The organism is Candidatus Alcyoniella australis (genome assembly GCA_030765605.1).
GTDB lineage: Bacteria > Lernaellota > Lernaellaia > JAVCCG01 > Alcyoniellaceae > Alcyoniella > Alcyoniella australis.
The window spans coordinates 15,155-26,786 of sequence record JAVCCG010000064.1 but is presented as its reverse complement, the minus strand read 5'-3'; the positions used below and the strand labels follow the sequence as shown (position 1 = coordinate 26,786).

At 63.6% G+C, this 11,632-nt stretch carries 10 protein-coding genes; 2 read left to right on the top strand and 8 right to left on the bottom strand.

The features are described from left to right. The first annotated feature begins 81 nt into the window (after positions 1–81). Positions 82–999 carry a tetratricopeptide repeat protein gene (locus P9M14_07155; protein ID MDP8255507.1) on the top strand — a complete coding sequence of 306 codons (918 nt, stop codon included), beginning with the start codon at positions 82–84 and terminating at the stop codon, positions 997–999. Positions 1,000–1,078: 79 nt separating this feature from the next. Here the strand turns inward: P9M14_07155 and P9M14_07150 are convergent, their stop codons facing one another. The 8 genes from P9M14_07150 to P9M14_07115 form a co-directional block, all read right to left on the bottom strand. Next, positions 1,079–2,953, bottom strand: coding sequence for a carbamoyltransferase C-terminal domain-containing protein (locus P9M14_07150; GenBank protein MDP8255506.1), 1,875 nt, complete (start codon positions 2,951–2,953; stop codon positions 1,079–1,081). Continuing rightward, positions 2,950–3,417, bottom strand: a complete 468-nt coding sequence (locus P9M14_07145; GenBank protein MDP8255505.1) for a hypothetical protein — start codon at positions 3,415–3,417, stop codon at positions 2,950–2,952. The genes P9M14_07150 and P9M14_07145 overlap by 4 nt, the downstream gene beginning before the upstream one ends. After that, positions 3,414–4,097, bottom strand: coding sequence for a lipoyl(octanoyl) transferase LipB (gene lipB / locus P9M14_07140; protein ID MDP8255504.1), 684 nt, complete (start codon positions 4,095–4,097; stop codon positions 3,414–3,416). Before lipB ends, P9M14_07145 begins: the two co-directional genes overlap by 4 nt. Beyond that, entirely contained in the window at positions 4,090–4,827 is a 738-nt protein-coding gene (locus P9M14_07135; protein ID MDP8255503.1) for a glycosyltransferase family 2 protein, read from the bottom strand. Before P9M14_07135 ends, lipB begins: the two co-directional genes overlap by 8 nt. A 71-nt stretch (positions 4,828–4,898) precedes the next feature. Continuing rightward, positions 4,899–5,543: a hypothetical protein gene (locus P9M14_07130; protein ID MDP8255502.1), complete on the bottom strand. Its 645-nt coding sequence runs from the start codon at positions 5,541–5,543 to the stop codon at positions 4,899–4,901. Continuing rightward, on the bottom strand, positions 5,540–6,775 hold the full coding sequence (locus P9M14_07125) for a hypothetical protein (protein MDP8255501.1): 1,236 nt from the start codon (positions 6,773–6,775) through the stop codon (positions 5,540–5,542). The genes P9M14_07130 and P9M14_07125 overlap by 4 nt, the downstream gene beginning before the upstream one ends. Continuing rightward, positions 6,772–7,506 carry a hypothetical protein gene (locus tag P9M14_07120; GenBank protein ID MDP8255500.1) on the bottom strand — a complete coding sequence of 245 codons (735 nt, stop codon included), beginning with the start codon at positions 7,504–7,506 and terminating at the stop codon, positions 6,772–6,774. Before P9M14_07120 ends, P9M14_07125 begins: the two co-directional genes overlap by 4 nt. 153 nt (positions 7,507–7,659) lie before the next feature. Next, entirely contained in the window at positions 7,660–9,420 is a 1,761-nt protein-coding gene (locus P9M14_07115) for an IPT/TIG domain-containing protein (protein ID MDP8255499.1), read from the bottom strand. Positions 9,421–9,558: 138 nt separating this feature from the next. Here P9M14_07115 and P9M14_07110 point away from each other — a divergent pair, with 138 nt between their 5' ends. Next, positions 9,559–11,601, top strand: coding sequence for a tetratricopeptide repeat protein (locus P9M14_07110; GenBank protein ID MDP8255498.1), 2,043 nt, complete (start codon positions 9,559–9,561; stop codon positions 11,599–11,601). Positions 11,602–11,632 lie beyond the last annotated feature (31 nt).

Sequence of the window (11,632 nt, the reverse complement as noted above, 5' to 3'; positions counted from 1 at the left end):
GCGAGCGATATTGATGAGTGCTCACGCCGTATGTAAGATATTGCCTCGTACCTCGGAGAGTGTCCCGGCGGGAGTTGCACAATGGACAAGGCGATTTTCACATCTATCGCCAAGTATAACAAGGAACTGAAACTCGACGAGCACAGGCGCGTCTACGCCCAGCTCAGCGAGGCCTACCGCAAGGTCGGGCTGGTGGACGACGCAATCCGCATCGGACAACGGGGGCTCGAGATTTTCCCGTCCTATCTGGCCTGCCGCGAGGCGCTGGGCAAGGCCCTGTACAAGCGCGGCGACATTGAGCAGGCGGCCGAGCAGCTCGAGCCGGTGGCGCGGATCGTCAAGGACAACCTGGTAGTTAAGAAGTTGCTGGGCAAGATCTACATCGCCCAGGAGCAGCTGGAAGATGCCCGGCACCAGCTCGAGATGGTCAGCGCCAGGGACACCATCGACTTCGAGGCGCGCTCATTGCTGATCTCGCTTCGGCAGCGGATCGCGGGCGAGGAGCAGTTGGTCGAGATCGACGAGCAAAGCGCGTCCGTCGCGGAACCCTCGGGCGAGCCCGAGCTGCCCGTGGTCGACCTTGATCAGGTGGACGTTTTCGAGCACCAGGAATACGTCAAAGCCACGGACCAGGCCCTGGGCGACCTGGATCACGTCGAGGGGCATCTGGATCAGATCGCCCAGCGCATGGCCCAAGACGAGGTTTTAGATCCGCGACTGAAGCTTGAGAAGATCGAGCGCCGCATTGAGACCGCCGCGGAGGCGCGCGCCAATCAGGTCGAGATCAAGGCCGCGGCGCACTTGGCCCAGATCCACATGGAGCTCTCGCTGCTCGACGAGGCGATCATCACCTCGCGCAAGTTGATCCAGGACGATCCGGACAACGACGAGATTCGGCAGATGCTCGCGCGCTTCGAGGAGCTGCTTGTGGCCAAAGAGCGCGAGTGCGAGCGGCTCGAGAACCTCGACGATCTGACCGACGCCTTCCAACAAGCCTAACCAACAACGCCGCTTCGGCGATCATCAACGCAATTTCTAAATTTTGGCTGGCCGGCAATATTTGCCCTAGTGCCGGCGGCTAGAGAAAGTCGATCCCCTTGGGCTTGTCGGATTTGCGCAGGCGGTTGAGCCTCTGGATCAACTTCCAGCCGCGGCTTTGGCTGATCATGTACAGCTCGCGTTCGCGCTGGATCAGCCGCTGCCGGGTGAGCTCCAGATCGCGGTTGAGCTCGGCGATGCGCGTGGCGCTGGGCGGATGTTGTTTGCGCAGCACGCGGCCCTCGAGCACCAGGGTGTCGATCTGGGTTCCCAGGAAACACTCGATGGCGTCGCTCGGCGTCTCGACGATCGGTTGGCCGGCTACGTTGAAGCTGGTGTTGAGAATCACCGGCACGCCGGTCAACTCGCCGAAAGCCTCGATCACGCGGTGGTATTCGCCGTTGTCCTCGAGGGTCGTGGTCTGCACGCGGCTGGTCTGGTCGACGTGGGTCACGGCGGGAATCAGGTCGGGCTGCTTGACGCGGGCGATCAGCAGCATGAACGGCGACGCCCCTTGGATATCGAAGTACTGCGCGGCGCGATCCAGCGGGACCGCCGGGGCAAAGGGCCGGAACCCCTCGCGGTATTTGACCCGGGCGTTGAGCACGTCCTTCATTTCGGCTTGGCGCGGATCGCACAGGATGCTGCGGTGGCCCAGGGCTCGCGGTCCGATCTCCGAGCCGCCCTCGAACCAGCCGACGATCTGACCGTCGGCCAGCTCCTGCGCCGTGGCCAGCGCCGGATCTTCGGGGCGCTCCACGTTGTACCAGGTCGAGTGTTCCTCGATCGCCTGCTCGACCTCGGAGTCGGAGTAGGGGCGTCCCAGGGCCGCGTTGCGCATGGTCCAGCGCTTGTCGCCGCCGGCCTGGTGCCAGGCCAGCAGCGCGTTGCCCACGGCGCAGCCGTCGTCGGCAGCGCAGGGGATGATGAAGATCTGATCGAAGTCGGTGTTGTCCAGGATTTTCTTGTTGGCCACGGAGTTCAGGCCGACCCCGCCGCCGATTACCAGGTTTTTACTGCCGGTCATGCGCTGCAGGTTGCGCGCCAGCTCGATCAGCGTTTCCTCGAGCACGCACTGCACCGCGTAGGCCATATCGCGGTCGCTCTCGCGCAGCTCCTCTTTGAGGGGGTTACGCGGTTGGCCGAAGAGCTTGATGAATTCGGGGCGGATGAAGTTGCCTTTGCGGTCAAAGGGTTGGAACACCGGGTCGATGCTGTAGTCCAGCTCCGTTCCGATTTTGATTGCCGCCTTGAACTGCTTATAGAGCCGCGACTCGCCGTAGGGCGCCAACCCCATGGTCTTGCCCTCGTTAAACTGGCCGAACCCGATGAATTGGGTCACAAGGTTGTACAGCGCGCCCAGGCTGTGCATGCCGTGGGGGCCGGAGACGACCTTGTGCAGCATTTGCAGCTCGCTGCCGTTGCCGTGGTAGAACGTGGTGTGCTCGACGTCGGGCATGGTGGTCAGGGTCTTGGGCCGCTCGCCGATGATGTTGCCGCCGCCGTCGACCACCATTATGGCCGCCTCGTCAAAGGGGCTTGCGAAGAACGCGCCGGCCGCGTGCGCCTCGTGGTGGTTGACCAGCACGGCGTTGTCGCCGAAGAACAGCTCGGGATACTGCGGGACGAAGTCGTCCATCGTCGGGTTGCGCACCGCGCGTTGTGGGTGGTAAACGACTGCGCCGCTGATGTACACGCCCTCGAGCTCCATGGGCTCGACACCGCCGAACTCGAGGCAATATTTGATCGCCTTTTGCGGCAACACGTTGAGGTAGTTGCCCTCGGCGTCGGGCTCGATCGAGTGCTTGCGGCGGTCCAGGCGCTCCTCGGCCACGGCGCAGACCGGCTCTCCGTCGCGCACCAGCGTCGCTGCGCGGTCGTGGCTGACGTTGATCCCGAGGAAGTAGCGGCTCAAGTTCGGGCCCCCTTGGACTTGCGGCCGCGAGCCGCAGGTTTTTTACTTTGCTTTGTCGACGGCCCGGACTTGTGCGGCGGTTGGTCGAGTTTCACTCTGCGGATGCGCTTGCCCAATACCGCGCCGCTGCGAGTCAGCGAGCGGGAGATCCACAGACACAGCGCGAGAAAGACCAGGCCCAGCAGCGGCCCGATCACCGGCACGGAGTAGGGCATGACCATGTGGAACACGATGTTGCCAATTAGCGGCGATGCCTTTTGGATCGAGACGCCGATCTCGAACGCCAGCCAGAAACCGATGCCGATCCGTCCCGCGGTTTTCAGATCGACGCGCGGTTTGATCAAGCTCCAGAGCAATCCCAGAACGTAGGAGCACAGTATGCAGATTACGATCAGCTTGGCGTAGACCGCGATCGCCAGCCGCGCGTCGAAGCCGATCGATTTAAAGTAGTTCAAGAAACTCATGGCAGCTCCAAAGCATCGGCCGACTCGATCTGCGCGCTGATCCCGCTGGTCTCGCCGAAGTAATCGATAAAGCGGCGCGAGACCTCGGGCAGGCACAGCTCCTCGCCCGTAATGCGTTTGAGCGATGTGACCTTGGCATCCTCGATCCCGCAGGGCGCGAAGTAGTCAAAGGGCCGCAGTTCGTTGTTGAGGTTCAGCGCGAAGCCGTGGGTCGTTACGCCGTGTTGGACGTTGAGACCGATGAAACCGATCTTCTCGTCGCCGATCCACACGCCGTGCATGCCCTCGCGAATGCCGGAGCGGATCGAGTAGGAGAGCAGCAGGTCGATCAGCGAGCTCTCGATGAATCCGACGAGGTTTTTCAACGCGAGCCTGCGACGTCCCAGGTCGAGCAGCAGATAGCCCACCAGCTGGCCCGGGCCGTGGTAGGTCGTTTTGCCGCCGCGGTCGCTTTGGACCAGCTCGATGCCGCGTTCGGTAAGTTGTTGGGGCGTGCGCAGCAGGCTCTCATCGCACTGCTGGGAGTAACCCAGGGTGATTACCGGGTCGTGCTCGAGCAGCAGGATCGTCTCCGGGCCGCCCGCGATGATCTGTTGGCGCAGCTTGTTCTGCAGCTCAAAGGCCCGGCCGTAGGAGACCCTGCCCAGGTAAAAGGCCCGCAGCGCAGCGGCCTCAGTCATAGAGCCCGCGCAGGGAGTTCAGGCGGATATTGAGCAGGTCGCCGATCATTTTAATCGGCGCCTTGATCGGGTGCACCGTGGTCTGTGGCGAGTTGATCCAGGTGACCGGCACTTCGGCCACGCGCAGTCCGTGTCGCAGTGCGATGAAGATCAGCTCGACGTCGAAGCCGAAGCCGCCCAGCGTCTGGCGTGGAACCAGCAGGTCCACGGCGCGGCGCGTGAAGAGCTTGAACCCGCATTGGGTGTCGCGAAATCCGCGCACCGCCAGCAGGCGCACGATCAGATTGAAAACCTTGCCCATCATCTCGCGGTACCACGGCTGGTGGACCTGCACGCTGCTCTGGCCCAGTGCGCGCGAGCCGATTGCCAGCTGGTTGCCCTGGTCGATGGCGGAGCGCAGCTTGTCCAGTTCCTGGATCGGGGTCGAGTTGTCCGCGTCGGTGAACAGTACCAGCGCGCCGTTGCTTTGGACCATGCCGTGACGCACGCTATAGCCCTTGCCCAGGTTGCGGCCGTTGTTGATCACCCGCGCGTTTTCACGGCCCTCGAGGATCTTGGCCGCGACTAAGCGCGTGTCGTCGGAGCTGCCGTCGTCGACCACCACCAGCTCCCACGAGTCCTCGCGGCCCTCGAGGAAATTCAGGATCTGATTGAGGGTGTCGGGCAGACGCCGGGCCTCGTTATAGGCCGGAATGACCACCGAGAGCTGCGGTCGATCAGCGTCTGACATGGAAAGTACCCCGGACGATAGAAAAACTGGAGAAAAACGCCTGCGAATGTTGTCACAGCGCCAAGGGAGCGTCAAGCGGGCGAGTCGACCGGACTTTGCAGCTGACTCAGGTCTTGTACGATGCGAGTTGAGACCGTGTTTCCGAGCAATAGGTCGGTCATCGATCCACCCTCCAAGGCAAAGGGGACCGCGACAAGCTGCGCCGCGGATAGCAGCGGATCGACGACGTTTTCACCCAGATCCTGATGCTTGTCCAGCTGGGCGAGCTGGAAGTAGCGGGCAATGGCCGATGCATGTTCGGGCCGCCGAGCGATCCCGGCCAACCTGCCGCGCTCCCCGCCGGGTTCTAGAAAGGCCTGGCGCTGGGTGAGAAGTTGGGCCGGGTCGCCGTAGCGCATCGTGGCGCGGGTCCAGAAGGCGCTTACCCAGATTTGCTCCAGCCAGCCGTCGAGCACCACGGGGTTGCCGTTGGAATCGACCGCCCGCGCTTCAACGTCGATCACCCAGAACGGCAGGCGGACGATCGGCAATCGCGGAACCGGCTCCTGTGCTCGGGCGTAGACGATGGGCGTTGCTGGTTGGTCGGGGCGCAACGGATCGAGTGCCCGGCCGCAGGTCGAGCAGCCGAACAGCACGTCCGTGCCCAGTCCGTCCAGCGCCGCGCCGCAGTCGGGGCAGCTCAACGTAACGACTTTGACTACGGCGTCGTCCGTCATTTTTTATCGATCCGGGTGTAGGGCTCGCGATAGAACCAAGGGTCGAGGGCCTTTGAGAGTCCCATGCTCAGCTTGTCCAGCAGGGTCTTCTCGGGTCGACCGATGCGCTCGAAGGATGCGCTGGATCCGCGCACTACGTATTCGCCCTCGTAGCGCACGTGGTCCCAGGCGATCGAGAGGAAGAGCAGCGTCAGCGCCAGGATCAGGATCGAGCCGAGGATGCCGAAAATTAAGACGTTGCCCGTGCCGCTGTCGGCGTAGAACAGGTACTCGAAGAATTGCCGCGGGTTCTCAAAAGCCTTGAGCCCCAGGCGCAACAGAAGCCCGAACGACATCCCGACCCACAGGCTGAAACCAACGGCCATCGGCGCGCGCACCTTGCCCGACTCGGGCAGCCGGGCCGATATTACATCGCCGGTGACCGCGTCGATGGTCAGCGGATAGTCGCGGCCCGCGTAGCTGAGGATCACGCGATATAGCGGGTAATAGACGACCCCGGAGCGGCTTTCGACCACCTGGACTTCGCCGCTGCCCGAGCTGGCCTTGATGCGTGCGTCAAAGGCCTGCTGAAAACTGCTGATCGAGCGAGTAACGCCCACGACGATTCCCTTGCTCGCAAGTTCGACAGGATCGAAGGGCACCACCTGGCAATCGATGTCCGAGGCCTTGCCGCGCACGTCGCCCACCCGTGCATGTTCGACGCCGAACCCGGGCATCGAGCTGGCGGGCAAGAAGTCGTAGAAGTCGGAGAGCGAGACCACCATATCGTGTACGCTGCCGCGCCGTATGCGGCGTTGGCGGTCTGAGAAATTGTCGCTGACCAGGTCGATGGTGCGCAGGGTGATTTCCGAGTCCTTGTCGGTCCAGCGCGCATCGCGCATCGAGCGGCGCACCGAGCCTTTCTTGCCCGCGATCTCGAAGTAGGGCACGAAGAACAGCCGGGACTGCTTGGGCACCGCGCGGTCGATCATGTCCTCGGGGGTGTTGTAGTTGGTCAGCAGCGGCGTGACCACCGCGCGGATGTCTGCATGGGTTAACCGCGGCATGACCGCCACTCGCGGGACGATGCTCTCGCAGCGGACCAGGCAGCGCGCCTTGCAATAGTCGCACTGGATTATCTGTGCGCCCTGCGGTCTGGCCAGAGTGCCGCCGCAACCGGGGCACGAGACGTGGTACACGCCCTCTTCGCCGTTATGCGGCCGGTCCGGGGTCTCGACGGGGCGTTCGCTCATCGTCTCAATCCATAACGGAACAACATGGTCAGCGGATAACCGAGCACAACCAGGGCCGCGATGCCGAAGATCGTGCGCGGCGCCAGGGCCACCACCAGCGTGGCCAGCACGATGATCGAGGAGACCATCAGCATTGAGCGCACGGTTCGGCCGGTGGAGGCGGCGCTGGGCAGTCCCTCGATGTAGATCGCGCCGGTCACCGCGTCGACCAGCGCGTGGTGCTCGTTGCCCGACAGGCTGAAGGCCAGCAGATGAAACGGCGCATGCACTAGGCGCGCGGACTTGAAGTTCTGATAGTCCGGCTGCGATTCGCTGAACGCCTCCAGCGCCGCGTCCAACTGGACGCCGGGGAGCGTGAGATCGCCGGGGTCGATCCGGCAGCGATCGAGGCCCAACTGAGTGCCCGGAGGCAGCGCGGGCTCGAGCAGGCCGGTCTGCGGCAAGTGCCCGGCCACCATCGAAGCTAGATGGTGCGGCCACTGGATCTGCCAGAACGGCAGGTAGATCAATTTGGAATCGATGCTCTTGGGTCGCGGTAATTCGTGGTCGCGCAGGAAATCCATCAGGGTCTGGAGCGCTTGGTCCGGCGGCACCAGCGGCTCGATCGCCAGGTGGTGCACGCTTCCGCGCAGGTCGACGAACAGGCTGGTATTGCAATACGGACAGCTTAGAAAATCGCTGTCCGGCTCGATCGGCACCTGGCCGCCGCATTGGGTACAGGCTATCTGCATCGTTGGTTGCCCATAAGCCTGGAGGATTGGGCGGGGTTCGTCAACAAAGCAGTGTTGCTGCGCATCGGGTTTTGCTTGGCCTCGATCTTCAATAAAAAGCCCCCGGCAATTATATGCCGGGGGCTTGTCGATTATTCAAAGTGGCGTTGTGCGCTATTTACAGCACTGGTCGTCGTCGTCGTCATCGTCGCCGGCAGCGTCGTCGTCACCGGCGTCGTCATCGTCGTCGGCATTGGGGTCTTTGCTCTCAAAGCCGTCGGCGAGCACTCCCTGCTGCTGATCGCGGTTGGTGATGATTACGTCGTGCAGGCCGATCGGTACGCCCGAGGGGACCAGGGCGGTCAGCAACGAGCTGGAGAGCACCTGCACGTTGATGCACTCGGTCTCGCCGATGTGCAGCGTGGCGTCGTTGCTGATGCCCTCGGCGGTGACCGTGACCTCGGTCGTCAGGTTGGGATAGCCAAAGGCGGGCTCGATGCTCAGCACCTCGGGCGCCTCGGCCTCGGCCAGGTTGATGTCCATGTAGGTCGCCGGCAGATAGCCGTTGGAATAGCGCGGCCAGGTTCCCATGTAGGTCTCGGAGCCGGCCTCGAAGTAGAACATCCGCATGCCGAAGGTGCCGGGGAGCTCCGGGTTGATGAACCCCTCCTCGGCGTTGTACGCGGCCTCGATCTGCACGTGGCCCATGGTCGTGCCCAGCATCGCCTGCAGCCCCAGGCTGCTCTCGAACGAGGGGACGTAGTCCAGGGTTCCGGCGGCGTAGTCGCCGAAGTACTGCCGGAAGCTCTGCACGTAGGGCGGGTCGTCCGGCAGGTAGATCAGCCACGCTAGCCCCTCTTTGACCGGGTCGGCTTCGGTGGCCGGGAACGCGTCGTCGTTGTTCTCGTCAAAGTAGATGCCGTACTGGTCCGTGGCGCCGGTGAACTGGTTGTAGTCCAGCTGGGTGTCGCCGGGGATGTCCAGGCCGATGTAGATGTATTCCAGGTCGTTCATGATGTAGAGGAAGATGTTGCCCGAACCCGTGGCCGAGATGTCGATCACCTCGGCGTCGGCCCACTCGTCGGCGAGCAGCAGCCCGTCGAAGGTCGGCGGGGTCTTGGTGAACGGCGAGTTCACCGCGTCGCCGTGGGTGTAATAGGTCACCTGCATCGGCGAGATCGGCAGCCCGGTCGTGGAATCGCCCGCAGTGACGCGGAACAGGTAGTTGCGCGCCAGCTCGAAGTCGTCGTGGGTCAGGGTCAGCACGGTGTCCGATTCGCTCCAGACCTCGGTCCAGTTGCCAGGATCGGGTGTGCAGGTGTAGGCCACGGTCCCGGTGTCCATCGCCGTGGAGAAGGTCACCACGATCTGCTGGTCGAGCTCGACCACGCTGTAGGTCGCCGGGGCGATGGAGTCGACCACCGGCGCACCGATGTAGACCGCGCGCGAGAGCACGCCCTCTTCATCGCCGGTGAGCACGCAGTCGAAGTCGTTGGTGGCCGATCCGTCGGTGGTGGCGTTAAAGGAGTAGGTGACCGAGTAGCCGCGGTGCACGTCGCCCGCACCGGGATGCTCATAGTGGTCGAAGACCCAGTCGATTTTGGTCCCGGTGATCGTGTTGTTCCACCAGCCCTGCTCGTTGACGTAGGACGGATCCTGCGCGCTGTTCACAGTGTAGCCCGCGGGCAGCGTCAGGCTCGTGGAGTAGAGCCACTCGTACTGATTGTCGCTCCAGAAATTGACCGTCAGCTCGAAATCGTAGGCCGTGCTCGGGGCCAGGCTGGTCGGGGTGTCGAACACGATCTGGCTCAGGCTTAGATCGCCCTTGGACAGGTCCATGTCCAGTTGCGCCGTCACTGTGGCTGCCGCGGCCGGCGAGCAGATCGCCAGAGCGCAGAGCACTATCGTCGATGTAAGGAAACTTACACGTTTCATTACGTTCTCCTTGGTTGTGATAGATGCGATTTATCAGACATGCCGCGGTGTGTCAATCGTTTGACCGATCGCCCGGGCTTGGGCTATCTTCAGCCCTCGCTCGAGGGATAGATCATTAATACAGGCGGCTTTAATGCGATGAAGCGAGTCCGGTTGACGTTGTTGATACTGGCCTTGTTGGCCGTTGCGCCCTACGTCTCGAGCCTGGGGCACGGCCAGGTCGGGATCGAGCAGCCGCTGTACTCCGAGGACTACCGCTATTTGTCGGTCTCCGAGCTTGGGCAGGTCTGGCTCGGCGACTACGCGGCCGAGGCCGACGATGTGTATTCGCATGGCCGCTATCAACCGCTTTCCGGCTCGAGCGTGCTGCTGGACAACCTACTGTTCGGCCAGCGGACCTGGGGCCGTCATCTGGTTAATCTGCTGTTGCATCTCGCAACGGTCTTCGGCCTTTACTCGTTGTTGCGCCTGCGTTTTCCGCGCTCCGAACTAGCGTTCTGGGCCGCGGCGCTGTTTGGCGTCCATCCGTTGCTCGCACACAGTGTGGCTTGGGCGCCGGGCCGACCGGCGCTGCTTGCCGGCGCGTTGACGATCTGGGCCCTGCACTGCGCTCTGCGTTTTATCAACGCACCGCGCCGCCCTCGATCGACAGGTTGGCTGATCGCAGCGGCAGGCTTGGCAGCCCTGGCAGCGTTGGCCCACAGCGCGGCGCTGGCCGCACCGCTGCTGCTCTTGGCGCTCGTGGCGCACAGCGGCATGGGAAACAGGCAACGGCTGTATAGCGCGGCGGCAATTCTGCTGCTCTCACAGGTTCCGTACTGGGTACTGCGATCTGCGACCGGGGTCTGGCCCGCTGATTTGGCTGACCCCGGACTTACGGCGCGGCTGGCGGCATGGCCCGCGGGGATGGTCGTTATTGCGGCCAAGGCTTTGGTTCCAGTGTGGCTGTGCAGCTACGCGGGCTTGGCCTGGCACGCGAATCCATTTGCCGATTATCGTCTTTGGCTGAGTCTGGCACTGTTGGTGGTTCTGGCGATCGGCCTGCGCCGCGCAGGCAAGAAGGTTCCGGGGTTGGCCCTGGGAGCGCTGTGGTTTGCGGCGGCCATGCTGCCGGTGTCAAATCTGAGTGTTGTCTACGCCTGGCCCGGTCGCGGCTGGCCCATCGACTACCCCGCGCTGTACCTCGCAACGGGCGGAGCAACGATTGTGCTTGCGGCTCTGATCTCGTGGTTGCCGCGCAGGGCCGGGGCCACAATCGGCTGTCTGTTGCTGGCCGCGTTCTGTGCCCAGGCGTTCCATCAGTCGCGCATCTGGGCCGACGCGCCCAGCGCCTACCAGTGTTGCGGAGATGACGCTGTTGCGCTCAACGAGCTGGGATTGGAACAGATGCGGCGCGGGCAACATCGAGAGGCCGCGGCCCAGTTTCAGCGGGCGATTGAGGCCGCAGGGCAGGGCGAGTCCGCCACGCCGGTGCTCTGCGACGCGCTGCTCAATCTCAGCAGCGCGCAGTTGGCCCGCGGTCAGTTCGAAAACTCGGAGCGGGCCGCTCAGCGTGCGATCGAGGACTGTCCGCAACTGGCCAAGCTCGATTTCGTCCAGGCCCTGCTCGCGCTGAAAGTACGCAACAGCGCGGGCGGCGCGTTGGAGCATCTTGATCGCTGTCTGGAGCTGCGGCCGAACCTGCCCCAGGCGCTGAGCCTGCGCTCGCGGGTTCGCATCTCCCAGGGCGACGAGCAGGGCGCCCAAGACGACCTGCAGCGCGCGCTGGAACTCTGGCCGGTTCATCCGGCGCTGAGCAGGCAGCTCGCCGCGCTCTATGCCCGCAAGGGAGAACATCAGCGCGCCTGGGAGCTGTGCAGCGAGGCGCTGGCGCGCGATCCGGACGACGCTGATTTGCTCAACCAGGCTGCCGTCTCGCTGATCGAGCTCGAGCAGAGCGACCGGGCGCGGGAGCTGTTGCAAGGAGCGCTGGAGCGCGAGCCGCAAAGCGTAAAGCTGCTGATCGGGCTGGCCGGCCTGGAGAATAAGTCCGGCGATCGCGCGGCGGCGCTTGGATGGTTGAGCAAGGCGCGGACCATCGATCCGGACAACGTGATGGTTAAGGCGCTGATCGAGCAGCTCGAGGGTGAGGTGCAGCAACCCTCGCCGCTGAACAACTTCCCGGCTTTCGGCGGACAGTAGGCCGCCTATCAACGGGCGGCGCGCTTTCACG

Coding starts and splice junctions, on each gene's coding strand:
- lipB (MDP8255504.1), bottom strand. CDS start 4,097: ATGACTGAGGCCGCTGCGCTGCGGGCCTTTTACCTGGGCAGGGTCTCC.
- P9M14_07130 (MDP8255502.1), bottom strand. CDS start 5,543: ATGACGGACGACGCCGTAGTCAAAGTCGTTACGTTGAGCTGCCCCGAC.
- P9M14_07110 (MDP8255498.1), top strand. CDS start 9,559: ATGAAGCGAGTCCGGTTGACGTTGTTGATACTGGCCTTGTTGGCCGTT.
- P9M14_07145 (MDP8255505.1), bottom strand. CDS start 3,417: ATGAGTTTCTTGAACTACTTTAAATCGATCGGCTTCGACGCGCGGCTG.
- P9M14_07120 (MDP8255500.1), bottom strand. CDS start 7,506: ATGCAGATAGCCTGTACCCAATGCGGCGGCCAGGTGCCGATCGAGCCG.
- P9M14_07155 (MDP8255507.1), top strand. CDS start 82: ATGGACAAGGCGATTTTCACATCTATCGCCAAGTATAACAAGGAACTG.
- P9M14_07115 (MDP8255499.1), bottom strand. CDS start 9,420: ATGAAACGTGTAAGTTTCCTTACATCGACGATAGTGCTCTGCGCTCTG.
- P9M14_07135 (MDP8255503.1), bottom strand. CDS start 4,827: ATGTCAGACGCTGATCGACCGCAGCTCTCGGTGGTCATTCCGGCCTAT.
- P9M14_07125 (MDP8255501.1), bottom strand. CDS start 6,775: ATGAGCGAACGCCCCGTCGAGACCCCGGACCGGCCGCATAACGGCGAA.